The 25,089-nt window shown below is 57.2% G+C and carries 23 protein-coding genes; 15 read left to right on the plus strand and 8 right to left on the minus strand.

All coding sequences use genetic code 11. The annotated features are described in order from the left end of the window. Positions 1–14: 14 nt before the first annotated feature. The 5 genes from QMG90_RS06495 to QMG90_RS06515 all read right to left on the minus strand — a co-directional run bounded on the left by QMG90_RS06495 (position 15) and on the right by QMG90_RS06515 (position 6,077). The gene (locus QMG90_RS06495) at positions 15–968 is read right to left on the minus strand and encodes an ABC transporter permease (protein WP_283283062.1); all 954 of its coding nucleotides are present in this window, start codon (positions 966–968) and stop codon (positions 15–17) included. Position 969: 1 nt separating this feature from the next. Continuing rightward, positions 970–1,959, minus strand: a complete 990-nt coding sequence (locus QMG90_RS06500) for an ABC transporter permease (protein ID WP_283283063.1) — start codon at positions 1,957–1,959, stop codon at positions 970–972. Then, on the minus strand, positions 1,952–3,451 hold the full coding sequence (locus tag QMG90_RS06505; protein ID WP_283283064.1) for a sugar ABC transporter ATP-binding protein: 1,500 nt from the start codon (positions 3,449–3,451) through the stop codon (positions 1,952–1,954). Before QMG90_RS06505 ends, QMG90_RS06500 begins: the two co-directional genes overlap by 8 nt. A 103-nt stretch (positions 3,452–3,554) precedes the next feature. Next, positions 3,555–4,538: an autoinducer 2 ABC transporter substrate-binding protein gene (locus QMG90_RS06510; protein ID WP_283283065.1), complete on the minus strand. Its 984-nt coding sequence runs from the start codon at positions 4,536–4,538 to the stop codon at positions 3,555–3,557. A gap of 342 nt (positions 4,539–4,880) precedes the next feature. After that, positions 4,881–6,077: an ROK family transcriptional regulator gene (locus tag QMG90_RS06515; protein ID WP_283283066.1), complete on the minus strand. Its 1,197-nt coding sequence runs from the start codon at positions 6,075–6,077 to the stop codon at positions 4,881–4,883. Positions 6,078–6,191: 114 nt separating this feature from the next. Between QMG90_RS06515 and QMG90_RS06520 the strand changes: the two genes are divergently transcribed. From QMG90_RS06520 to QMG90_RS06535, 4 genes are all read left to right on the plus strand, one after another. Continuing rightward, positions 6,192–9,491: a DUF5107 domain-containing protein gene (locus tag QMG90_RS06520; RefSeq protein WP_283283067.1), complete on the plus strand. Its 3,300-nt coding sequence runs from the start codon at positions 6,192–6,194 to the stop codon at positions 9,489–9,491. After that, positions 9,488–10,927 (plus strand): sugar porter family MFS transporter, encoded by a 1,440-nt coding sequence (locus tag QMG90_RS06525; RefSeq protein WP_283283068.1) that lies wholly within the window; start codon positions 9,488–9,490, stop codon positions 10,925–10,927. Before QMG90_RS06520 ends, QMG90_RS06525 begins: the two co-directional genes overlap by 4 nt. Next, positions 10,927–11,775, plus strand: coding sequence for an aldose 1-epimerase (locus QMG90_RS06530; RefSeq protein ID WP_283283069.1), 849 nt, complete (start codon positions 10,927–10,929; stop codon positions 11,773–11,775). The genes QMG90_RS06525 and QMG90_RS06530 overlap by 1 nt, the downstream gene beginning before the upstream one ends. A gap of 72 nt (positions 11,776–11,847) precedes the next feature. Then, a complete protein-coding gene (locus QMG90_RS06535; protein WP_283283070.1) occupies positions 11,848–12,981 on the plus strand; it encodes a 3-phenylpropionate MFS transporter in 1,134 nt (377 codons plus the stop codon). Here QMG90_RS06535 and csiE read toward each other — a convergent pair. Together csiE and suhB are read right to left on the minus strand one after the other, a co-directional pair. Then, complete coding sequence (csiE, locus tag QMG90_RS06540; RefSeq protein WP_283283071.1) at positions 12,978–14,255, minus strand: stationary phase inducible protein CsiE; 1,278 nt, start codon at positions 14,253–14,255, stop codon at positions 12,978–12,980. The genes QMG90_RS06535 and csiE overlap by 4 nt on opposite strands. A 160-nt stretch (positions 14,256–14,415) precedes the next feature. Then, positions 14,416–15,219, minus strand: a complete 804-nt coding sequence (suhB, locus tag QMG90_RS06545; RefSeq protein ID WP_283283072.1) for an inositol-1-monophosphatase — start codon at positions 15,217–15,219, stop codon at positions 14,416–14,418. A 118-nt stretch (positions 15,220–15,337) separates the two neighbouring features. On the opposite strand from suhB, the gene trmJ reads away from it, so the two are divergent. From trmJ to sseB, 11 genes are all read left to right on the plus strand, one after another. Continuing rightward, on the plus strand, positions 15,338–16,072 hold the full coding sequence (trmJ, locus tag QMG90_RS06550; protein WP_283283073.1) for a tRNA (cytosine(32)/uridine(32)-2'-O)-methyltransferase TrmJ: 735 nt from the start codon (positions 15,338–15,340) through the stop codon (positions 16,070–16,072). Positions 16,073–16,264: 192 nt separating this feature from the next. Next, positions 16,265–16,756 (plus strand): Fe-S cluster assembly transcriptional regulator IscR, encoded by a 492-nt coding sequence (gene iscR / locus QMG90_RS06555; protein ID WP_283283074.1) that lies wholly within the window; start codon positions 16,265–16,267, stop codon positions 16,754–16,756. A gap of 118 nt (positions 16,757–16,874) precedes the next feature. Continuing rightward, positions 16,875–18,089: a cysteine desulfurase gene (gene iscS, locus QMG90_RS06560; RefSeq protein ID WP_038157086.1), complete on the plus strand. Its 1,215-nt coding sequence runs from the start codon at positions 16,875–16,877 to the stop codon at positions 18,087–18,089. 26 nt (positions 18,090–18,115) lie between these two features. Further along, positions 18,116–18,502, plus strand: a complete 387-nt coding sequence (gene iscU / locus QMG90_RS06565) for a Fe-S cluster assembly scaffold IscU (RefSeq protein WP_002913991.1) — start codon at positions 18,116–18,118, stop codon at positions 18,500–18,502. Between the two features lie 17 nt (positions 18,503–18,519). Next, complete coding sequence (iscA, locus tag QMG90_RS06570) at positions 18,520–18,843, plus strand: iron-sulfur cluster assembly protein IscA (RefSeq protein ID WP_038157083.1); 324 nt, start codon at positions 18,520–18,522, stop codon at positions 18,841–18,843. A gap of 72 nt (positions 18,844–18,915) precedes the next feature. Then, on the plus strand, positions 18,916–19,431 hold the full coding sequence (hscB, locus tag QMG90_RS06575; RefSeq protein ID WP_283283075.1) for a co-chaperone HscB: 516 nt from the start codon (positions 18,916–18,918) through the stop codon (positions 19,429–19,431). 14 nt (positions 19,432–19,445) lie between these two features. Further along, positions 19,446–21,296, plus strand: coding sequence for a Fe-S protein assembly chaperone HscA (gene hscA / locus QMG90_RS06580; protein WP_283283076.1), 1,851 nt, complete (start codon positions 19,446–19,448; stop codon positions 21,294–21,296). 1 nt (position 21,297) lies between these two features. After that, entirely contained in the window at positions 21,298–21,633 is a 336-nt protein-coding gene (fdx, locus tag QMG90_RS06585) for an ISC system 2Fe-2S type ferredoxin (RefSeq protein ID WP_283283077.1), read from the plus strand. A 2-nt stretch (positions 21,634–21,635) separates the two neighbouring features. Next, positions 21,636–21,836, plus strand: a complete 201-nt coding sequence (gene iscX, locus QMG90_RS06590; protein WP_003860650.1) for a Fe-S cluster assembly protein IscX — start codon at positions 21,636–21,638, stop codon at positions 21,834–21,836. A gap of 51 nt (positions 21,837–21,887) precedes the next feature. Further along, positions 21,888–23,174, plus strand: a complete 1,287-nt coding sequence (pepB, locus tag QMG90_RS06595) for an aminopeptidase PepB (RefSeq protein WP_283283078.1) — start codon at positions 21,888–21,890, stop codon at positions 23,172–23,174. A 90-nt stretch (positions 23,175–23,264) separates the two neighbouring features. Continuing rightward, on the plus strand, positions 23,265–24,041 hold the full coding sequence (sseB, locus tag QMG90_RS06600) for an enhanced serine sensitivity protein SseB (protein WP_283283079.1): 777 nt from the start codon (positions 23,265–23,267) through the stop codon (positions 24,039–24,041). 56 nt (positions 24,042–24,097) lie between these two features. On the opposite strand, the gene sseA is transcribed toward sseB, so the two are convergent. Beyond that, a complete protein-coding gene (sseA, locus tag QMG90_RS06605) occupies positions 24,098–24,943 on the minus strand; it encodes a 3-mercaptopyruvate sulfurtransferase (RefSeq protein WP_283283080.1) in 846 nt (281 codons plus the stop codon). Positions 24,944–25,089 lie beyond the last annotated feature (146 nt).

Raw genomic sequence — 25,089 nt, forward strand, 5'->3', positions numbered from 1 at the left:
TTCTTCTCCTGAAATCAGGCTTTACGATTCTGTAATGCGATAAAGAGGATCAGCACAGCGCCCCAGAGCGCCATCGTCAGATAACTGCTGATCCCCAGCAAATTAAAGCCACTCTCCAGCATTTGCAGCACCACCAGCGCCAGCACCAGACCAATCACCCGGCCGAAGCCGCCGTCCGGGTTAATGCCGCCCAGCACGGAAGCCAGAATGGTCACCAGCAGGTAAGATTCGCCGTAACCCGCTTTGGCGGAGTTGAACTTCGCCATCATCAGAATGGCCGCCGCCCAGCCCAGCAGTGCGGAGATGACATACACCGAAATTTGTACCCGGATGGTGTTCACGCCGCTGTAGCGGGTGGCCTGTTCGTTCGAGCCCACGAGGTACAGGCTGCGGCCAAGCGTGGTGTGCTCAAGCAATACCCACAGCAGCACCGCGACCAGAATAAACAGCAGCAGCGCAACGGGGATCCCCAGCACCATGGCGTTACCGAAAAACTGGATCACCGCCGGGAAACCGGAAATCACCGTTCCGTTGGAGAGCAAAATATTGAGCCCGGAAATCAGCGTCATGGTGCCGAGTGTGGCGAGGATCGGCGAGACACCAACCCAGGCGATGAGCGCACCGTTCAGCGTACCGATAGCCACCGCCACCAGCAGGCCCGCCAGCAGCGCCAGCACCACAAACAGCGGGTTATCCGGATGGCTGACAATCACCGCAGCCATCGCCAGTGAACAGGCGTTGGCGCTGGCGATGATCGACAGGTTAATTCCCCCGGTCAGCATGGTGATGCCCATCCCCAGCGCCAGCATGCCCAGAATCGGTAATTGCGAGCTGATGGACTGGAAATTGGCGATGCTGAAAAAGCGACCGCCGAGCAGCAGGGAAAAGACCACTGCCACCACAATAATGATCACGCACTGCAGGCGGATGATGGCATCACCGGGTAAGAGTCTTGCGAACGCTTTCATCTCAAAGCTCCCTTGCGAGTTTGCGTTTTTCATTCCAGGCCGTGGCGCTGATGCTGACCAGGATAATGGCGCCGCTAAAGACGGTGTGCCAGTAAGAGGAGACGCCGAGCAGCGTCAGACCGTTCTGCAAAAAAGCCAGCAGGATCACCCCGAGCAGTGTACCGATGAGCGTGCCGCGTCCGCCGCTCATGCTGGTGCCGCCCAGCACCACCGCCGCCAGTACCGTCAGCTCAAACCCGAGCAGCGAGTTGGGGGCAACAGACTGGGTGATTTGCGCCTGCACCACGGCGGCGATCCCGGCGAGGATCCCCATATAGCCGTAGACATAAAAATGCAGTTTCAGCAGATTCAGCCCGAGGCGCGACGCCGCGTCACGGTTGCCGCCCATCGCGTAAATCTGCCGCCCGAGACGGGTAGAGTTCATCAGCACCGCGGTAAACAGAATAACGCCCGCCAGGCACAGCAGGGGCAGCGTCAGACCGTAGTCATAGCCATCCGCGGCGGTGAAGGAAAACCAGTTGATGCCGTTCATAAACCAGTCCGGGAAGCCGTACAGCCAGGTGCCTTTAGTGGCGTAGACCAGCAGCCCGTAATAGACGTTGAGCGTGGCGATGGTAATGATGATCGCCGGCACGCGCAGCCAGTAGACCAGGAAGCCGTTGATCAACCCCAGTAACAGGCCGACGGCAACAGAAATCAGCAGCGCCAGCGCGAAGTTGCCGCCATGGGCGATCACCCAACTGGCCATCACATACTGGGCAATGGCGGTCATCGCCGGGAATGAGATATCAATACCGCCGGAAATCAGCACCACGAACAGCCCACAGGCGAGGATGCCGAGAATAGCGTAGCTGGTGGCAACGTCCGTCAGGTTGCCCAGCGACAGAAACTCATCGGTACTGATGCTCAGCCCCACGGCCAGCGCCACTACCAGCAGGCCCAGCCAGAATTCGTGGTGTCCCAACAGGTGCGAAAGACGTGCGTTATTCATTGACCACCTCAGCAATTTCTTCTTCGCGGCAACGATGAGGATTAAATTCCGCCACCAGTTCACCGCGGCGCATCACCAGCACACGGTGGCTGTTATACCTGGCTTCCTGGATCTCATCACAAATCATCAGCACCGCCATTCCCTGTTCCGCCAGGTTACGGGCTATCTGATAGATCCCCTCTTTGTTGGCGATATCCACGCCGACGGTAGGGGAGTCGAGAATAAGGATCCGCGGGTTGGTCGCCACCCATTTTGCGATGGCGATGCGTTGCGCGTTGCCACCAGAGAGGGTTTTCACCGGCAGTTGGGGATCAGAGACTTTTATATTCAGCTCGCGAATCAAATCGTTGACCAGCGTCTGCGCTTTCTGGTGGTCGAGCAGACCGCTACGGGTGTGGAGTTTGTCGAACACCGTGACAATGGTGTTGTCGTAGATCGACTGCTCCATAATAAGCCCCTGCGTCAGCCTGTCTTCCGACACGTAGCCAATGCCATGTTTTATTGCGTCCTGGTTATTGCGAAGCGTGACCGGTTTACCGTTGATGCGGATTTCGCCGCTGTCCGGGTGGGTCATGCCGAAAAGGCTCAGGCACAGTTCGGTGCGCCCGGCGCCCAGCAGGCCGACAATCGACACGATTTCGCCGCTACGCAGTGAGAGATTAATGTTGTGGTATTTGCCTTTGCGGCTGAGATTGCGCAGTTCCAGCATCGGTTCCTGCTCGACCGGCGGTTTCTCAGGCAGCGGGCTGTAATGAAAACGCTGCCCGGTCATCAGGAAAGCCAGCTCGTGGCTGTCGAGTTCCTGCGCCGGAAACGTACCGACTAACTTGCCGTCGCGCATCACGCTGATACGGTCTGCCACTTCCATCACCTCATCCAGACGATGGCTGACAAACACCACGCAAATCCCGGCGGCTTTCAGTTCGTTGACCACCCGCAGCAGGCCGTTAACTTCCTGACGGGTGAGGGAGGCGGTGGGTTCATCCATAATCACCAGCCGGGCATCGGCGGCGATAGCGCGGCAGATGGCCACCAGTTGGCGGTCGGCAATCGACAGTTTTTCGACTTTTTTATCGGGATCGAGGCGCACACCAATACGCTGCATCGCGGTCAGCGCCTGTTTTTTCATCGCACCGCGGCGGACCCAGATATCGCCGCCCGGCAGATAGCGGTTGACGGCGATATTCTCCGCCACGCTGAAATTGGGGAATAACGACAGGTCCTGATAGATGACCTGAATACCATAATGAGCGGACAGCGACGGCGTCAGCTGATGAAACAGTTTGCCGTCGAGTAATATCTGCGCTCCTTTTTCCGGGTGATACACTCCGGAGATCACTTTGATGATCGTGCTTTTACCACAGCCGTTCTGTCCTGCCAGACAGTGAACTTCGCCTTTATTCAGCGTCAGGCTCACGTTATCCAGCGCCAGCACGCCCGGGAATTGCTTGCTGATATTCTCAAGAGTGATAAATGCGGTGGTGTCTGTCATGACAATGCCCCTGCAAGCGCCCCGCAGGGCGCTAATGTAAATCCGGGTGATAATTGCCGGCCAGACGGCCGGCGTTAGGGTTCCCTGGTGCGGGCAGAATGCCTCAGAAACCGAGTGATTGTGCGTTGTCTTTGGTGACTTCGAGGATCTTGTTAAAGCGGATCACTTTCTTGTCCATGTCGACGTCGGCTTTCCCTAAGCCATCGATGGTCAGATCCTGGGTGACGGCTTTGCCCTGCAGCAACTGATCAGCCACCGTTACCAGCGCATAACCGGCATCACGCGGATCCCACAGCAGTGCTTTTTTGATATCGCCGCGCATCAGGTAAGGCGCCGCCTGACCAGGCATGGCAATACCTACCACCGCCACTTTATCTTTCGCGCGTTTTTTCTGTACCGCCTGGCCTGCACCAATCGGGCCGAGCGAACCGAAACCGATGATCCCTTTCATTTGCGGATAGGTTTTCATCAGATCAAGCGTGGTGGCGTAGGACTTATCAATGCTTTCCGCTACCGGCAGACGCGAAGTGACTTCAAACATATCCGGGTATTTTTCTTTCTGATATTTGATGGCGGAGTCCGCCCATGCGTTATGCAACGGCACGGTTAAAGAACCCACGTAAATGGCATACCCGCCTTTACCACCCATGTCTTTCGCCAGCTCATCGATGTTAGCCTGCGCGTATTTCTCGCTGTCGATGGTTTCAATATCCCACTGACCGATCTGCTGGTCAGGCGATTCATGGGTCAGCACGACAATGCCTTTATCACGGGCTTTTTTCAGCACCGGCTCCAGCACTTTGGCGTCGTTCGGCACCACGATAATCGCGTTCACATTTTTGGCGATCAGATCTTCAATCACCTTCACCTGTTGTGCAGGATCGGGCGTTGACGGGCCAGTCTGATACGCGTTGACATCCAATTTTTTAGCCGCTTCGCTAACACCTGTTTCCATGCGGTTGAACCACGGAATGCCGGTGACTTTCGCCACCACCGCGATTTCATATTTTTCCGCCGCAAAGGAAGGACCGGACAACATGCAAGCAGAAACCAGAGTTGCACTGAGTAATGCGAGTTTGAATTTCATAGTTGTACCTTTTGGGGAGACAGAGGCATGTCACGGACAGGAGGTTATCAACGAAGGGAAGAGGGAATGAATTATAGTTTTCAGGAATGTGATTAATGCCCAAAATTGTAAATATATGGATAATTTAAGGTTAAAATTTAGTTATTTTTAACATTCATCTTATGTGGTGTGGGGTTTTAAATGTTAATAAAACCTCTTAATTAAACTTAAAATTAACAAAATTGTATCATTTATGTTCAGGGGTAGGCGATTTTTCCTCCATTTCGGCAGAATTGATCGTAAAAAATGTTTCCAGTTTGTGAACTGAATCGAGACAGGAAAAACGGCAGTTGTGCGCGCTTATCAGCCGTCTTCATTCAGCTGCGATTCCACATACAGATAGCCAATCCCAAGAATTTGCTGAGCGCGACTGAGCCTGCCGAAGCTGATTTGTGTCGCTTTCGCTTGCGGGCTGTCACCGTGATCGAAAGGGTTGAACCCGGTCTGCCGGACGATGGTGTTCAGCCAGCGATCACCGAACGCGCAGCTACGGCCATACAGCCAGATCTGATTAATATTGAGAATGTTGAGGAAGTTATACAGGCTGAGACCAATGGCGCTGGCGGCGTGTTCCACCCATGCCTGAATGCGCACGTCGCCTTTGCGCCAGGCTTCAATCAACGCCGCCGTGGTGAGCGCATCCGGGTTTAGCGTGCTGTCAGGCTGGGTTTTCAGCCAGATCCGCGCCTGCTTTTTCAGCGCGCTGAGGGAGGCGATAGTTTCCAGACAACCGTAGCGGCCACAGTCGCAGGCGGCGCCATCAGGATTAACAATGGTATGGCCGATCTGACCGCTGCCGTACAGGCTGCCGCGCCAGATCTTATCGCCAATCACGAACGAGGAGCCGATGCCGTAATCGACGTTGATGACGCAGAAATCCTGTAATCCCGCCGGATTCTGCCATTTTTCCGCCAGCGCCAGCATGGCGCAGTCGTTATCCATACGCACCTGCACTCCAAGTCGCTCTTCCAGCAGATATTTCATCTCCACCGGCGTTTTCCAGTGCGCCTGCGGCATGGTCTGCGACACCCCGGTGACCGGATCGACCTGCCCGTGAACCCCCAGCGCCAGGTTGATCCGCTGATCCGGGAAGCACAGCCGGTACTGGCGCCAGTGTTCAGCAATATGGTTCAGCAGTATTTGCGGGGTTTGCGCGTCGAACGACTGATGGCCCGGCTCGCCAACCGGCAACAAACGGGCATCGGCCAGCTGACTGTCAATGCTGGTAGGTGTGATGTTCATGCACAGCGTCCACGAACCGTTGAGCGGGATTTGATAGCTACCGCTGTTCAGACCGCGGGCGCTCAGCTTTTCCGTTGAATGGCTGATTTTTCCCTCATCCAGCAGTTCCTGCAAAATGTTGCTCACCGCCGGAATCGACAGCCCGGTGAGCTGTGCCAGCCGTGACTTGCTGAGCTGTTTTTCCCGCCACAGATGCGCCAGAAAAATAGTCTTGTTAGCCTCGCGGACGCGTGCATTATTGAAACCGGATCGCAACATACACTTAACTCCCTTAACTGTAATGCGTGAGCGTTGACTGCTTTATGTACGATACCGCCCACTACACTCCCCACAATGTTTGGTTTTACTTTACTTCATTTAGTGGAGAACAGCATGTACGGTTCAGTAAAGGTGTGGCAGGAGACGCTTTCACTTCCCACATGGACGACCGGGGCGGAAGACACGAACCCGATGTTTCTTGAAAAGCGCGTCTACCAGGGATCATCGGGGGCGGTATACCCGTATGGCGTGATCGATACCCTGACCGGCCAGCGTGAAATGCGCGACTATCAGGCGGTGTGGATGGAAAACGACTTCATCCGCGTGCTGCTGTTGCCGGAACTCGGCGGGCGCATCCATCGCGCCTTCGACAAAGTCAAACAGCGCGATTTTGTCTATTACAACGAGGTGGTGAAACCGGCGCTGGTGGGGCTGCTGGGGCCGTGGATCTCTGGCGGTATCGAATTTAACTGGCCGCAGCATCACCGTCCGACTACCTTCATGCCGGTCGATTTCACTCTTCAGGCGTCAGAGGATGGCGCACAAACGGTCTGGATGGGCGAAGCGGAGCCGATGCGTGGTTTGCAGGTGATGACCGGCTTCACGCTGTATCCCGATCGGGCGCTGATTGAAATTACCGGCAAAGTCTTCAACGGCAACGCCACGCCGCGCCATTTCCTGTGGTGGGCGAATCCGGCAGTGAAGGGCGGCGACGATCACCAGAGCGTCTTTCCTCCGGATGTCACAGCGGTGTTTGACCACGGCAAGCGCGACGTCTCCGCGTTCCCGATTGCCACTGGCACCTACTACAAAGTGGATTACTCGGCGGGCGTCGATATCTCCCGCTACAAAAACGTCCCGGTGCCGACCTCTTACATGGCGGAAAAATCGGATTACGATTTTGTCGGTGCCTATCACCACGGCGAGCGCGGCGGCCTGCTGCACGTTGCCGATCACCATATTTCACCGGGCAAAAAGCAGTGGACGTGGGGCTATGACGATTTCGGCCAGGCGTGGGATCGCAATCTCACTGATCGCAACGGTCCGTACATCGAACTGATGACGGGCGTGTTCACCGACAACCAGCCCGATTTCACCTGGCTTGCGCCTTACGAAGAAAAAGTGTTTGTGCAGAACTTCCTGCCGTACAGCGAACTGGCGACGGTGCAGAACGCCAGCACCTCTCTGGCGCTGAAACTGGAAAGGGAAAACGGTCAACTGACGCTGGGGATTTACGCCGTTGCGCCGTTGCAGGATGTGGTCGTTGAACTGAGCGCTGACGGCGCGTCGTTGTGGGAAACCACACTGTCGCTACAGCCGGGCAACAGCTGGCTGGAGACGATGACCGACCGTTTTTCGCAACGCTTAACTTTGACGGTTCGTTCTGCCACAGGCCAGATGCTGCTCAGCTATCAGGAACATATCGCCGAAGAGACTCCGCTGCCGGATCCAGCCCGCGCTCCCGCACAGCCACAGGAGATTACCAACAGCGATGAACTGTACTTTATTGGTCAGCATCTGGAGCAGTACAACCACGCCAGCCGTTTTGCCGCGGATTATTACCGCCGGGCGCTGGAACTGGATCCCCAGGATTATCGTAATAACGTCGCGCTGGGCACGCTGGCGCTTAACAGCGCCGACTGGCCGCAGGCGGAACAGTGCGCCCGCGCCGCGCTGGCGAGAGCGCACCGGCTGAACAAAAACCCGCGCGACGGCGAAGCCAGTATGCTGCTCGGCAGCGCGCTGGAGCGTCAGGGCGAGGAGGCTGACGCTCGCGAGCACTATTTCAAAGCAAGCTGGAGCGGCAACTGCCGTGATGCGGCCTGGTGGTCGCTGGCGCGTCTCGCGGCGAAAACAGGCAACTGGCAGGATGCGCTGGCGCATGTCGATCTCAGCCTGCAATTCAACGGCAGCAACCTGCTGGCGATGGGGCTGAAGGCGCTGGCATTGTCGCATCAACAGGGCGATGCCGACGCGCTGGTGTACATCAGTGAATGCCTGGAACGTTACCCGCTGAACTATCCGCTTCATTATGTCCGTTGGATGATCCTGCGTGATACGGCGTCGCTGAGAACGTTGCGTCAGGTCACCGGGCAGCGCGGGGCGAACGCCTGTCTGCTGGCGGGGTGGTTAACGTCTCTGGGGCAGAACGATGCCGCCCGCGAGATGTTGCAGAGCCTTGACTGCCAGGAGGCGCTGCCGCTGTTATGGCTGGCCTCGCTGACGGCCGATCCTGCGGCCCGCCAGCGGCTTATCGCTACCGCCGAAACGCAGCATGCGCGCCATGTCCGTTTCCCCAATACCCTCGACGAAGTACAGATGCTGCAATCGCTCGGCGACGCGCCTTTCGCCAGTTATTTGCTGGGCTGTTTCTGGTACAGCAAGCGGCGTTATGCCCCGGCGGTGACCTGCTGGCAGGCAACACTGCAACAGCGACCGGATTTCGCGCCAGCGTACCGTCTGCTGGGGATCTACGCCTGGAACAAGCAACAGGATGCACAGCAGGCACTGGCCGCGCTGCAACGGGCGGTTGACCTGGAGCCGGAGAACGCCCGCTTCCTGTTTGAACTCGATTTCCTCAACAAGCAACTGGGTGAAGCGGTGGCGCAACGGCTTTCCCGACTTGAAGCACGGCAGGCGGTTGTGCTGCGCCGCGATGATCTCACCGCCGAGTTGCTGAGCCTGTGGAACAGCAGTGGTCACTACGACGCAGCGGCGCAGGTATTGCAGGAGCGCGAGTTTCACCCGTGGGAAGGGGGTGAAGGCAAAGTCACCGGCCAGTATCTGCTCAATCAGCAGCACCGGGCGCTGATGGCCATCGCGGCAGGGCAGTACAGCGAGGCGCAGGGGCTGTTAACCGCCGCGTTACGTTACCCGCACAATCTGGGCGAAGGGCGACTGCCGGGGCAGACCGACAACGACATCTGGTATCTGCTCGGTTACTGCGCGGCAAAGCTTGGCAATCATGAGCAGGCGCAGGCGCATTACCGCCAGGCATCGCGGGGGGATTCCAGCCTCAATGCCGGTCGCTATTACAACGATCAGCCCGCGGATTATCTCTTCTGGCAGGGCATGGCGATGCGGGCGCTCGGTCGCACAGCAGAAGCGGCGCGGCATTTCCAGGCCTTCGCGAAGTGGGTTGCGGCGCATCAGGACACCATCCCGGAAGCCGATTTTTTCGCCGTATCGTTGCCGGATCTGGTGGTGCTGGATACGCCGCCATCTCATCACCATCGCGAGCACTGCCTGTTCATCGCGGCGCTCGGGCAACTCGGCGAAGGTGATTTCACCGCCTGCAACGCGACGATGGCAAGTCTGTTAACACTCAACCCGGCTCATGACAAAGCGCATCTGCTGCGCCATGCGCTGATGTGCGGCATTTTTGCGTCACTCTCAACAGAGGCACTTTTATGAACAATACGCAGACACAACTGAATATGGGCTACGTCTGGACGATTTGTCTGGTCGCGGCCTGCGGTGGATTGCTGTTTGGTTATGACTGGGTGGTGATTGGCGGGGCGAAGCCATTTTACGAGGCGTGGTTCTCCATCACCGATCCGGCACAGTCGGGCTGGGCGATGAGTTCCGCGCTGGCTGGTTGCGTCTTCGGCGCACTGATTTCCGGCTGGTGTGCCGATAAACTGGGGCGTCGCCTGCCGCTGATCCTGTCGGCTATTCTGTTCAGCGCCTCGGCGCTGGGAACCGCGCTCGCCACCAGTTTCGATATGTTCGTGATTTACCGCATTGTGGGCGGTGTCGGTATCGGTCTTGCGTCCGCGCTCAGTCCGCTGTATATCGCGGAAGTGAGCCCGGCGGAAAAACGTGGACGCTTTGTCGCCGTGAACCAGTTGACCATTGTGATTGGCGTGCTGGCGGCGCAGCTTATCAACCTGATCATCGCCGATCCGGTTCCAGGTGGGGCGACGCAGCAGATGCTGGTCGACACCTGGAACGGGCAGATGGGCTGGCGCTGGATGTTTGGCGCGGAGCTGGTTCCGGCACTGGCATTCCTGGTGTTGATGTTCTTTGTCCCGGAATCGCCGCGCTGGCTGATGAAAGCCGGAAAACCAGAGCGTGCCAGAACGATGCTGGAGCGTATTGGCTCGAAAGGTTATGCGGCACAGACGTTGCAGGATATCGCCCAGACCCTGCAACAGGACAATCATAAGGTCTCGTATTCCACCCTGTTGCAGCCGCAAATCAAACCCATCGTCATTATCGGTATGGTGCTGGCGGTGTTCCAGCAGTGGTGCGGGATTAACGTCATCTTTAACTACGCGCAGGAGATTTTTGCCTCCGCCGGGTTTGATATCAACGGCACACTGAAATCCATTGTGGCGACCGGGATCATCAACCTCGTCTTTACCATTGCTGCGCTGCCGCTGGTGGATAAACTGGGCCGCCGCAAGCTGATGCTGCTCGGCGCGTCCGGCCTGACCGTCATCTACGTGCTGATTGCCGGCGCTTACGCCATGGGCGTGATGGGTTGGCCGGTGCTGGTACTGGTGCTCGCGGCGATCGCCATCTACGCGCTGACCCTGGCGCCGGTGACCTGGGTGCTGCTGTCAGAAATCTTCCCGACCCGCGTGCGCGGTCTGGCGATGTCGCTCGGCACGCTGGCGCTGTGGATTGCCTGTTTCCTGTTGACCTACACCTTCCCGCTGCTGAACGCCAGTCTCGGCGCGGCGGGCAGTTTCCTGCTCTACGGGGTTATCTGTGCGGCGGGGTATTTCTATATTCTGCGTAATGTCCCGGAAACCAAAGGTGTGACGCTGGAGGCGCTGGAAGCTCAACTGGCGCAACTGCACCAGAAACACCCGGCAGGCGCGAATCCGGAGTCAATGCGCTGATGAGCGGGGTTCTGCAACTGGAAAATGCGCATCTGCGGATGCGCATTGATCCGCAGGGCGGTGCGCTGAAACAGCTCTTTTCACTGACGTTTCAGCGCCCGGTGCTGTACGACGCCGCAAATCCCGCCGCGCTGTTTCCGATGCTGCCGCTGGCGAACCGGGTGGCGGAAAACCGGTTCTGGCTACAGGGTCGGGAGATAGCGCTGCCGCAGAGCCCGGTGGATGCCGATTTTTACCTTCACGGCGACGGCTGGCTGAAACGCTGGCAGGTGGTGACGCAGACCGATAGCGGTTGCGAACTACAACTGCGCAGCCAGCATCCCTGCGGTTTTGATTATCTGGCGCGTTTGCGTTATCAGCTTCAGGACAACGTGCTGCATGCGACATTACACCTGACCCACTGCGGCGCAACGCCGATGCTTTACGGGCTGGGGTTTCATCCCTGGTTTCATTTTAACGCCCGTAGTCGCGTGCAGTTCAGCGCCAGCGGCTACTGGCCGGAAGGGGAGCAGCATCTGCCGCAGGCATGGCAGCCACAGTTGCCGGAGGCCGCCGATTTCAGCCACCCGACGTATGGGCGCGATGAATGGCTGAACGTCTGCTATTCCGGCTGGAGCGGACGAGCGCAGATCGATAATGATGTGATGTGTGTCACGCTTTTCGCGCAAACTCCGTGGCTGATGCTGTTCAGGATGTCGGGTCAGTCATTCCTCTGTCTTGAACCCCAGAGCCACCCGATCAACGCCCACCGCCAGCCGGGTCAGCCCGGGCTGGTGTTGCTGCAGAAAGGTGACGAAACCCGCTTCGGCATGTCAATTGTGGTCACTACGTCGCCAGAATCAGGTTAACCCACCGTTAACCGGAAGCTTGCGCCCGCCGGGGTTTATCGCCAGACTATCGCCACCATTTCGGGAGGGATCATGGTCTTGCACTCCACGCGCTGGCTGGCGCTCAGCTATTTCACCTATTTTTTCAGTTACGGTATTTTTCTGCCTTTCTGGAGTGTCTGGCTCAAGGGAACGGGCCTGACGCCGGAAACCATCGGCATTTTGCTGGGGGCAGGGCTGATTGCCCGTTTTCTCGGCAGCCTGCTGATTGCGCCCCGCGTCAGCGATCCTTCACGGCTTATTACCGCGCTGCGCGTGCTGGCACTGCTCGCTCTGTTGTTTGTACTGGCGTTCTGGGCCGGGCAAAATGTGGCATGGCTGATGGTGGTGATGATTGGTTTTAACCTTTTTTTCTCGCCGCTGGTGCCGCTCACTGATGCGCTGGCGAATACCTGGCAAAAACAGATCACCATGGATTATGGCCGGGTGCGGCTGTGGGGATCGGTCGCCTTTGTCATCGGTTCGGCGCTGACTGGTAAACTGGTGAGTCTGTTTGATTACCGGGCGATTCTGGTGCTGATTAGCCTCGGTATCGCCTCGATGCTGCTCGGCATGCTGCTGCGCCCGTCAGTGCTGCCACAGGGCGAAGCCCGCCATCAGGAGGCCGCGGGCTGGCCGGCCTGGCGTACGCTGGTGGTGCAGAGCTGGCGGTTCCTCGCCTGCGTCTGTCTGTTACAGGGCGCGCACGCGGCTTATTACGGATTCAGCGCCATTTACTGGCAGGGGGCGGGCTATTCTGCGTCGGCGGTGGGGTATCTCTGGTCACTGGGTGTTGTCGCTGAGGTGATCATCTTTGCGTTGAGCAAAAAAGTGTTCCGCCGTTTCAGCGCGCGGGATCTGCTGCTGCTTTCAGCGGTGTGCGGCATCGTGCGCTGGAGCCTGATGGGCTGGACGACGGCGCTGCCGTGGTTGATCGTCGCGCAAATCCTCCACTGCGGCACTTTCACCGTCTGCCATCTGGCGGCCATGCGCTATATTGCTGCGCGGCAGGGCAGCGAAGTCATCCGTCTGCAGGCAGTGTACTCTGCGGTTGCCATGGGCGGCAGCATCGCGGTCATGACCGTTTTCGCCGGGTTCCTTTATCAGCATCTGCACCAGGGCGTATTCTGGGTGATGGCGCTGGTCGCCGTACCGGCGCTGGTTGTACGCCCGAAGGCGGTGAATTAAGTCTCCAGCATTTTGCAGATTTGCTGCCGCTGATGCTCGCTGAGCAGATCACGGGCATGGATCAGCGGCGGCGAAAACAGCGGCAGTGTCACGGCGTACGGCGTGACTACCAGCGCCACGCCCTTGGGCGCGCCCTCTTTCTGGAAATCTCTGACGGACTGGTTTTTGATGTTGATCGGCAGCAGGGTCAGCTCGCGCAACTGCCGTTCTAATTCATTTTCCAGATTCGGATTGTCATCGGTGAGCAGCAGCACCTGCTTTTCGTGCAGCTCGCTCTCCTGCATCAACCAGGCACCAAAAATCACCGCCACCAGCCCCGATTCCTCTTCGGTAAAGCGAATGCCGAAATCCTCTTCAAACTCATGCAGCGCAATCCGCGTAGTACGCATCAGACGCGGGTAAAGATAGTTAATCTCTTCCGGCAGGCTGTTATCAATGCCTATGCTAAAAATCGAGCGGTTCAGCGCCTGCGAGAGATGGATATAGAGCTGATCACGCAGCCCCTGTTCATCGCTGAATTCGCGACCGGTCATTCCCTGAAAGCGTTCGATCAACCGCGAGATCGCCAGTTGCAGGCGGCGGTCATGCAGATGCCCGTCGTGTACCGGATCAGGCGTGCGGAGCATCATAAACAGCAGCGTCAGGAAGCGGTGCTCATCTTCATGGGGAAGCTGGTGAATGCGGCGTTGCCAGTGGCGAACAATCTCTTCCGCCACCTGATGCTCAATGCGTGCCTCGGTCCAGTTCTGCTGCGCGGCGTTGAAGGAGGGCGTCAGCCCGTGGTGATGCTGCAGCAGACAGTATTGCAGATAAAGCCGCAGGAAATGCAGGTCCCGGCATTCAAACTGCCGGTGCAGACCGCGTGCGCAACGGTTGATCAGCGCCTGCAAATTGGTGTCGTCGTATAACGTCCGGGCGATGCCCGCCAGCTTCAACTGCGATTTCAGTGCAGGCGTGTAGTGATGGCTGATAAACGCCGGGCATAAACGCAGCGCACGGCGCAGCCAGTGCAGCAGACACAGGCGCTGATCGAGTGGGGTGCCTTCAATCCGGTAGCAGCCGTCATGATGTGTGACGATGGTGAGCCGATGGTAGCGCTGTAGCTCATTGTTAATGTCAGCGATATCCAGTCTGGCGGTGTCGCCATCTACATTATTCACATTGCTGATGTATTGATGGGTAATTTCCTGCCCCGGAAGAGATAACATCAGCAGCGTCTGGCAGCGGCGCTGCGGACTGGAAAGCGCAGATGGTGCATCAATCTCACTCATCATCTGTCAGATTCCAGTTAGGGTTTTTGATAAGAATAGCTAAAGGATCGACAGACGAAAGCGCAGCCGCCGGGGTTTGCGCAAGGATTGCAGACGCAGTTCACAGAATTTTGCCGTGCCAGGAGGGGAAGCCCGGCGAACAGAACGTCGCCGGGCAGAGCGATTAGCGCTTCAGCGCCTCGCTTAATTCTTCACGCATATTCGCCAGCATCGCTTTCACCACACGCGGATTGCCTGCGACGATGTTGCCGGTGGTCATGTAGTTGTGGCCGCCGGTGAAATCGCTGACGATGCCGCCCGCTTCACGCACCAGCAGTTCGCCAGCGGCGAAATCCCACGGACGCAGACCAATTTCAAAGAAACCGTCAACACGACCGGCAGCGACGTAAGCCAGATCCAGCGCAGCAGAACCGGTGCGACGGAAATCCGCACATTCAGTGAACAGTTTACCGACGATGTTGATATAAGCGGGGGCGTGCTGTTTGGCTTTGAACGGGAAGCCGGTCGCCAGAATCGTGCCATCCAGATCGCGGGCAGTGCTGCCGCGCAGGCGATAACCGTTCAGCTGTGCGCCCTGACCACGGGTGGCGGTGAACAGCTCGTTACGCATCGGATCATAAACCACCGCGACTTCAGTACGGCCTTTAATGCGTACGGCGATGGAAACTGAGAAGTGCGGCAGACGTTTGATGAAGTTGGTGGTGCCATCCAGTGGATCAATAACCCATTGCACATCCTGATCTTCGCCTGCGTGCTCACCGCTTTCTTCGGTGATAATGGTGTGTTGCGGGTAGGATTTACGGATTGTCTCGATAATCAGCGCTTCGGCAGATTTATCAACGTTGGTCACGAAATCATTGCTGCCTTTCTGGCTCGCTTCTACAGCGTCCGGGGTTTCGTAGTTCTTGGCAATTAAATTACCCGCCTTGCGCGCAGCGCGTACGGCGATGTTCAGCATCGGATGCATCGGTTACTCTCACTGGATGTTAAAGAACGGAAAAACGGCGCATATCATAGCAGCCAATTCGGAATCTGTCTCCGCTTTATGATAATATGGGCAAATAATCTTTTATCGAAGAAAACCAATGCTGCAAAATATTCGAATCGTGCTGGTTGAAACCTCTCACACCGGCAATATGGGTTCCGTCGCCCGTGCGATGAAGACGATGGGCCTCACCAATCTCTGGCTGGTCAACCCCCTTGTAAAACCCGATTCCCAGGCCATCGCCCTGGCGGCAGGCGCCAGTGATGTGATTGGCAACGCACAAATCGTCGATACGCTTGACGAGGCGCTCGCAGGTTGTAGTCTGGTCGTCGGAACCAGCGCGCGTTCACGGACGCTGCCGTGGCCGATGCTCGACCCGCGAGAATGTGGGCTGAAAAGCATCAGCGAAGCGGCGCATGCGCCGGTGGCGCTGGTGTTTGGTCGCGAACGCGTTGGCCTGACCAACGATGAGTTGCAGAAGTGCCATTATCACGTCGCTATCGCCGCGAACCCGGAATACAGCTCGCTGAATCTGGCGATGGCGGTACAGGTGATTGCCTATGAAGTCCGGATGGCCTGGCTGGCGACGCAAGAGAGCGGTGAGTCTGCGCAGTCGCACGACGAGACGCCGTATCCCCTCGTGGATGATCTCGAACGCTTTTATGGGCATCTGGAAAAAACCTTGCTGGCGACCGGGTTTATCCGTGAAAGCCATCCAGGGCAGGTCATGAACAAACTGCGCCGCTTGTTTACGCGCGCACGTCCTGAAAGCCAGGAACTGAACATCCTGCGCGGCATTCTGGCGTCGATTGAACAGCAGAATAAAAAAGAGTGACGTCTGTAGGCCCGTGCAAGCATAGCGCCGCCGGGCAAAGCGGAATACGGCACGGAACGCTAAATACTTGACTAAATTAGTCAGGTAAATAGTTGACCAATTTACTCGGGAATGTCAGACTTGGCCCTGCTATGCAATATCCCCATATTAATAAAAACCCCGGGCAGGGGCGAGTTTGAGGTTAAGTAAGACATGAGACTGACATCTAAAGGGCGTTATGCCGTGACCGCGATGCTGGACGTTGCGCTCAACTCCGAAGCGGGCCCGGTTCCGTTGGCAGATATTTCAGAACGACAGGGAATTTCACTTTCCTATCTGGAGCAACTGTTCTCCCGTTTACGTAAAAATGGCCTGGTGTCCAGCGTACGTGGACCCGGCGGCGGTTATCTGCTCGGTAAAGACGCTGGCAGCATCGCGGTAGGCGAAGTCATCAGCGCGGTTGATGAATCCGTGGACGCCACCCGTTGTCAGGGTAAAGGCGGCTGCCAGGGCGGCGATAAGTGCCTGACCCACGCGCTGTGGCGCGATCTGAGTGATCGACTGACCGGCTTCCTGAACAATATTACCCTCGGCGAACTGGTTAACAATCAGGAAATCCTGGATGTCTCCGACCGCCAGCAGACGCAAGAAACCCAACGCAGCAACCGCACGCAGGATTCAATCAACGTTAAACTGCGCGCGTAAATAAAAAGATAAGTATTTCAGAATCAGGCCGGGGCGTTAACTCGCCCCGTGTACTCGGTCGTACATCCAGCCGGTTGCCTGGTTCCTTGCATTGAGTGATGTACGGAGTTTAAGAGCAATGAAATTACCGATTTATCTCGACTACTCCGCAACCACGCCGGTGGACCCGCGTGTTGCCGAGAAAATGATGCAGTTTTTAACCCTGGACGGGACTTTTGGTAACCCCGCTTCTCGTTCTCACCGTTTTGGCTGGCAGGCTGAAGAGGCGGTAGATATCGCCCGTAATCAGATTGCTGAGCTGGTCGGCGCGGATCCGCGTGAAATTGTTTTCACCTCCGGCGCGACCGAATCCGATAACCTGGCGATCAAAGGCGCTGCCAACTTCTATCAGAAAAAAGGCAAGCACATCATCACCAGTAAAACCGAACACAAAGCCGTGCTGGACACCTGTCGCCAGCTGGAGCGCGAAGGTTTCGAGGTCACTTACCTGGCGCCGCAGCGCAACGGGATCATCGACCTGAAAGAGCTCGAAGCGGCGATGCGTGACGACACCATTCTCGTCTCCATCATGCACGTGAACAACGAAATCGGCGTAGTGCAGGATATCGCGACCATCGGCGAAATGTGCCGTGCCCGCGGCATCATCTACCACGTTGATGCAACCCAGAGCGTCGGCAAACTGCCTATCGACCTCAGCCAACTGAAAGTTGACCTGATGTCCTTCTCGGGTCACAAAATTTATGGCCCGAAAGGTATTGGCGCGCTGTACGTGCGTCGTAAACCGCGTATCCGCATCGAAGCGCAAATGCACGGCGGCGGTCACGAGCGCGGCATGCGTTCCGGTACGTTGCCAGTGCATCAAATCGTTGGCATGGGTGAAGCATACCGCATCGCCAAAGAAGAAATGGAAACCGAGATGGCGCGTCTGCGCGGTCTGCGTAACCGTCTGTGGAACGGCATCAACGATATCGAAGAAGTGTACCTGAACGGCGATCTTGAGCAGGGCGCGCCTAACATTCTCAACGTCAGCTTTAACTACGTTGAAGGCGAGTCGCTGATCATGGCGCTGAAAGATCTGGCTGTCTCTTCCGGTTCTGCGTGTACTTCCGCAAGCCTGGAACCGTCCTACGTGCTGCGCGCGCTGGGCATGAATGACGAGCTGGCGCATAGCTCTATCCGTTTCTCTTTAGGTCGTTTTACTACCGAAGAAGAGATTGACTACACCATCGAACTGGTTCGCAAATCCATCGGTCGTCTGCGCGAATTGTCTCCGCTGTGGGACATGTTTAAGCAGGGCGTGGATCTGAACACGATCGAATGGTCACATCACTAATCGGTATCTGATAAGGAGAATTCATCATGGCATACAGCGAAAAAGTCATCGATCATTACGAGAATCCACGTAACGTGGGCTCTTTCGACAACAGCGACGAGAACGTCGGCAGCGGTATGGTGGGTGCACCAGCCTGTGGCGATGTGATGAAGTTGCAGATTAAAGTCAACAATGAAGGTATCATTGAAGACGCGCGTTTCAAGACCTATGGCTGCGGTTCCGCTATCGCGTCAAGCTCCCTCGTGACCGAGTGGGTAAAAGGGAAATCCCTGGACGAAGCGCAGGCGATTAAAAACACTGATATCGCAGACGAACTGGAACTGCCGCCGGTGAAAATTCACTGCTCTATTCTGGCAGAAGACGCGATTAAAGCCGCGATTGCGGATTACAAAAGCAAACGTGAAGCCAAATAATTAGTTGAGGTCGTTGTATGTCGATTACCCTTAGCGACAGTGCTGCAGCACGAGTAAATTCCTTCCTGGCCAACCGTGGTAAAGGCTTTGGCCTGCGCTTAGGCGTGCGGACCTCCGGCTGTTCAGGCATGGCCTATGTGCTGGAGTTTGTTGACGAACCGACAGCGGAAGACACCGTGTTCGAAGACAAGGGCGTGAAGGTTGTTATCGATGGCAAAAGCCTGCAATTCCTCAACGGCACTCAACTGGACTTCGTTAAAGAAGGCCTCAACGAAGGGTTTAAATTCACCAACCCGAACGTGAAAGATGAGTGCGGTTGCGGCGAAAGCTTCAACGTTTAACAGCATGCTCCGATAACCCCACCGCGCCTGCGTGAGTGGGGTTCGCTTTACCACGTTAACCCTGAGATTGTTATGGATTATTTCACCCTCTTTGGGTTGCCAGCCCGCTACCAGCTCGACGTGCAACAGCTCTCCACCCGGTTCCAGGATTTGCAACGCCAGTTCCATCCGGACAAATTCGCCAGTCACTCCCAGTCTGAACAGCTTGCCGCCGTGCAGCAATCCGCCACCATTAATCAGGCCTGGCAGACGCTGCGCCACCCGCTGTCGCGCGCTGAATATCTGCTCTCCCTGCATGGATTTGATCTGGCGAGTGAGCAGCACACCGTACGCGACACGGCATTTCTGATGGAACAACTCGAACTGCGCGAAGAGCTTGACGAGATCGAGCAGGCGAAAGACGAACGCCGTCTTGAGGCGTTTATCAAGCGGGTGAAGGGCATGTTTGACACCCGCCACCAGTTGATGGTGGAACAACTCGATAGCGAGACGTGGGACGCGGCGGCGGATACCGTGCGCAAACTCCGCTTTCTCGATAAACTGCGAAGCAGTGCTGAACAACTCGAAGAAAAGCTGCTCGATTTTTAATTTCGGAAGCAATTATGGCCTTATTACAAATTAGTGAGCCTGGTCTGAGTGCTGCGCCACACCAGCGTCGTCTGGCGGCGGGCATCGATTTAGGCACCACCAATTCCCTGGTGGCTACCGTACGTAGCGGTCAGGCGGAAACGCTGGCCGACGACAACGGTCGCCATCTGCTGCCGTCGGTAGTCCAGTACCAGCCGGACGGGCACCGTGTTGGCTACGAAGCCCGCGCCACTGCGGCGCAGGATCCTGCCAATACCATAAGCTCCGTCAAACGTATGATGGGCCGTTCCCTTGCCGACATTCAGGCGCGTTATCCGCATCTGCCGTACCAGTTGCAGGCGAGCGAAAACGGTCTGCCGATGATCCACACCACGTCGGGCATCGTGAACCCGATTCGCGTCTCCGCCGATATCCTTAAAGCGCTGGCGGCCCGCGCGACCGCCACCCTTGATGGCGAGCTGGACGGCGTGGTCATCACCGTTCCGGCTTATTTTGACGATGCGCAGCGCCAGGGCACCAAAGATGCCGCGCGTCTGGCCGGGCTGCACGTGCTGCGTCTGCTTAACGAACCGACTGCTGCGGCGATTGCCTACGGCCTCGATTCAGGCCAGGAAGGGGTGATTGCGGTTTACGATCTCGGCGGCGGCACCTTTGATATCTCCATTCTGCGCCTGAGCCGTGGCGTGTTCGAAGTGCTGGCGACGGGCGGCGATTCCGCGCTCGGCGGCGACGATTTCGACCATCTGCTGGCGGATCACCTGCGCGAGCAGGCAGGGATCAGCGATCGCAGCGACGTCCGCGTTGAGCGCGAATTCCTCGATGCCGCAACTGCCGCGAAAATCGCCCTCAGCGATGCCGATGAAACCACTGTGACGGTGGCGGGCTGGACGGGCACTGTCACCCGCGATCAATTCAACGAACTCATTGCTTCTCTCGTCAAACGCACGTTGCTGGCTTGCCGCCGCGCGCTGAAAGATGCCGCTGTTGATGCCGACGATGTGCTGGAAGTGGTGATGGTGGGCGGCTCCACCCGCGTGCCACTGGTGCGCGAGCGCGTGGGCGAATTCTTTGGTCGCCAGCCGTTAACCGCCATCGACCCGGATAAAGTGGTCGCCATTGGCGCAGCTATTCAGGCCGACATTCTGGTGGGCAACAAGCCGGACAGCGAAATGCTGTTGCTGGATGTCATCCCGCTCTCCCTTGGTCTCGAAACCATGGGCGGTCTGGTGGAAAAAGTGATCCCGCGTAACACCACTATTCCGGTGGCGCGCGCGCAGGAGTTCACTACCTTCAAAGACGGTCAGACGGCGATGTCTATCCACGTCATGCAGGGTGAGCGCGAGCTGGTGCAGGATTGCCGTTCGCTGGCTCGTTTTGCGCTGCGTGGGATCCCGGCGTTACCGGCAGGCGGCGCGCACATTCGCGTCACCTTCCAGGTGGATGCCGACGGCCTGCTGAGCGTCTCGGCGATGGAAAAATCCACCGGCGTCGAAGCCGCTATTCAGGTGAAACCGTCCTACGGTCTGACCGATGGTGAAATCGCCTCAATGATTCAGGATTCCATGAGCTTTGCCGGGCAGGACGTGAAAGCACGCATGCTGGTTGAGCAAAAAGTGGAGGCTGCACGCGTGCTGGAAAGCCTGCATGGCGCGCTTGCTGCCGATGCCGCGCTGTTAAGCGCCGCAGAACGTCAGGTGATCGACGATGCCGCCGCGCACCTGCGCGCCGTGGCAGAGAGCGATGACACTGACGCTATCGAACAAGCCATTAAAAACGTAGACAAACAAACCCAGGAATTCGCCGCTCGCCGGATGGACAAATCTGTTCGCACCGCGCTGAAAGGCCATTCTGTGGACGAGGTTTAATATGCCAAAGATTGTTTTTCTGCCTCATCAGGACCTTTGTCCGGATGGTGCAGTTGTGGAAGCTGAGACCGGTGAATCTATTCTTGATGCGGCCCTGCGTAGCGGCATTGAGATTGAACACGCCTGCGAAAAATCCTGTGCCTGCACGACCTGCCACTGCGTTGTCCGGGAAGGTTTTGACTCCCTGGCGGAAAGCACCGAAGACGAAGACGACATGCTGGATAAAGCCTGGGGTCTGGAGCCGGAAAGCCGCTTAGGCTGTCAGGCGCGCATCGCTGATGAAGACCTGGTGGTCGAAATCCCGCGTTATACTATCAACCACGCACGCGAGCACTAAATATGGGACTGAAATGGACCGACAGCCGTGAAATCGGCGAGGCGCTGTACGATGCCAATCCGGATCTCGACCCGAAAACCGTTCGCTTCACCGATATGCATCAATGGATTTGCGACCTGGAAGATTTCGACGACGATCCTAACGCATCCAATGAAAAAATTCTGGAAGCGATTCTGTTAGTCTGGTTAGACGAAGCCGAATGATTCATATGCGGGCTGCCACTGGCAGCCCGTTTGTTAAGAAGGATAAAAACAATGACAGAAGCGATGAAGATTACGCTGTCGACCCAGCCTGCCGATGCGCGCTGGGGCGACAAAGCCAGCTACAGCATCAACAACGACGGTATTACCCTGCACCTGAACGGCAAAGATGACGTGGGGCTGATTCAGCGCGCGGCGCGCAAAATCGACGGCATGGGCATCAAACATGTCGCGTTGACCGGCGAAGGCTGGGACACCGATCGCAGCTGGGCATTCTGGGCGGGTTACAAAGGGCCGAAAGGAACCCGCCAGATCGACTGGGCTGATCTCGATGATGCGCAGCGTCAGGAGCTGGACAACCGTCTGCTGATTATCGACTGGGTACGCGACACCATTAACGCGCCTGCCGAAGAATTAGGTCCGTCGCAGCTGGCGCAGCGCGCGGTGGATCTGCTGTGCAACGTGGCCTGCGATAACATCCATTACCGCATCACCAAAGGTGAAGATCTGCGCGAGCAGAAATACATGGGGATCCACACCGTCGGTCGCGGTTCCGAACGTTCGCCGGTGCTGCTGGCGCTCGACTACAACCCGAGCGGCGACGAAAACGCCCCGGTGTTTGCCTGCCTCGTGGGCAAAGGCATCACCTTTGATTCCGGCGGTTATAGCCTCAAGCAAAGCGCGTTCATGGATTCGATGAAATCCGACATGGGCGGTGCGGCGCTGGTGACCGGCGCGCTGGCATTTGCCATCACCCGTGGCCTAAACAAACGCGTCAAACTCTACCTCTGCTGCGCGGATAACATGGTCAGCGGCAATGCCTTCAAGCTCGGCGACATCATTCGCTACCGTAACGGTAAAAACGTCGAAGTGATGAACACCGACGCCGAAGGTCGTCTGGTGCTGGCGGACGGGCTTATTGACGCCTCGGCCCAGAAACCGGAACTGCTGATCGACGCCGCGACGTTGACCGGGGCGGCGAAAACCGCATTAGGTAACGATTACCACGCGCTGTTCAGCTTCGATGACGCGTTGGCGAACCGTCTGATGGCGAGCGCTGCGCAAGAGAACGAACCGTTCTGGCGCTTGCCGCTGGCGGAGTTCCACCGCAATCAACTGCCATCCAACTTTGCTGAACTGAACAACACTGCCAGCGCGGCATTCCCGGCAGGAGCCAGTACTGCCGCCGGTTTCCTGTCGCATTTTGTGGAAAACTATCAGCAAGGCTGGCTGCACATTGACTGCTCGGCGACCTATCGTAAAGCGGCGGTAGAGCAGTGGGCCGCGGGCGCGACCGGTCTTGGCGTGCGTACTATTGCGAACTTATTGACCGCCGAATAACTTGCCCGGCGGCGCTGTGCTTGCACGGGCCTACGGGTTTTGTAGGTGGGTAAGCGTAGCGCCACCCGGCATTTTTTGAATAGCGAAACTATGTCCGAAACCAAAAACGAATTAGAAGCGCTGTTGGAACAGGCAGCTACCGAACCGGCGCATCGCCCGGCGTTTTTCCGCACCCTGCTGGAGTCCACGGTCTGGGTGCCCGGCACTGCGGCTGAAGGTGACGCGGTAGTGGAAGACAGCGCACTGGATTTACAGCACTGGGAAAAAGAGGATGGCGCGACGGTGATCCCGTTCTTCACCTCGCTCGACGCCTTACAGCAGGCGGTAGAAGAGGAACAGGCCTTTGTCGTCATGCCGGTGCGTACCCTGTTTGAAATGACCCTCGGCGAAACGCTGTTCCTGAACGCCAAACTACCGACCGGAAAAGAGTTCACGCCGCGGGAAATCAGCCTGTTAATTGGCGATGAAGGGCACCCGCTCCACACGCAGGAAGTGCGGGAGGGCGGCGCGTCGTTATTGTTGTCGGAAGTGGCGGAACCGCCAGCACAGATGATCGACTCGCTGACCACGTTGTTTAAAACCATCAAGCCGGTGAAACGCGCATTTCTGTGCTCTCTCAAAGAGAACGCGGACGAGCAGCCTGTGCTGCTGATTGGCATTGAAGCGGACGGCGACATCGAAGAGATCATTCATGCCGCAGGCAGTGTGGCAACCGATACGCTACCGGGCGATGAGCCGATTGATATCTGTCAGGTGGTGAAAGGTGAGCAGGGCATCAGCCACTTTATTACCGAGCACATCACGCCGTTCTATGAACGCCGCTGGGGCGGCTTCCTGCGCGATTTTAAAACCAATCGCATTATCTGATGTGGTTTACCGGATGGCGCTACGCTTCGTAGGCAAGCGCAGCGCCGCCGGGCGAATTATTTCGCGGGTTCGACCGGAAGATCTGCCCGCGCGCCCCATTCGCACCAGGAGCCGTCATACAGCGCGACTTCATCGGCTTCCAGCGTCGCCAGTGCCAGCGCCACAACAGCGGCAGTCACACCGGAACCACAACTGGTAATGATCGGCCGACGCAAATCCACGCCCTGACGGGCAAAAATCGCTTCCAGCTCGTCGGTTGTTTTGAGTTCGCCGTTAATCACCAGATCACCCCATGGCACGTTTTTCGCGCCAGGCACATGCCCGCGACGCAGGCCAGGACGGGGCTCATCCGCTTGCCCGTTGAAACGGGGCGCCGGTCGCGCATCAACAATTTGTGCAGAGCCTTCGTGACTTGCCAGCAAAACATCCGTCAGGCGCATCACTTCATCGCCGGTAAAGGCGACTTCAAAATCACCTTCCGGCAGCGTAACGTCGCCTTTCTCAAGCAGCAGATCGTCGCGCTGCCAGCCCGCTAAACCACCCGCCAGAATCGACACGCGCTCAACGCCAAAGGTGCGTAGCATCCACCACGCGCGCGGCGCGGAGAAAAGATTGCCTTCGTCATACACCACCAGGTGTTTGTCGTTACTGATGCCCAGCTCGCGCATGGCGACGGCGAACGCTTCCGGGCGCGGCAGCATATGGGGAAGGGGATTTGTCTGATCAGAAAGCGCTTCGATATTGAAAAAAACGGCACCCGGTAGATGACCCGCCCGGTACTCAGCGGCCATGTCACGGTGCTCCTGGCCCGGTGGCGCCAGACGGGCGTCAAGGATCTGAATATCTGAATCATTAATATGCTCGGCCAGCCAGTCGGCTGCGACAAAGTATGAAGTCGTCATGGTTGCCTCCCGCAAAATATCACCCCCGAATTGTCGATGTTTTTCTGAATATCGACAAGCTTGTGACCCGCTATTTCGCGATGAGGTCACACAGATGACTTTTCCGGACTGAAAAAGGCCGAAAATTGACAGGATTGCTGCTACTG

Source organism: Trabulsiella odontotermitis (assembly GCF_030053895.1).
Lineage (GTDB): Bacteria > Pseudomonadota > Gammaproteobacteria > Enterobacterales > Enterobacteriaceae > Trabulsiella > Trabulsiella odontotermitis_C.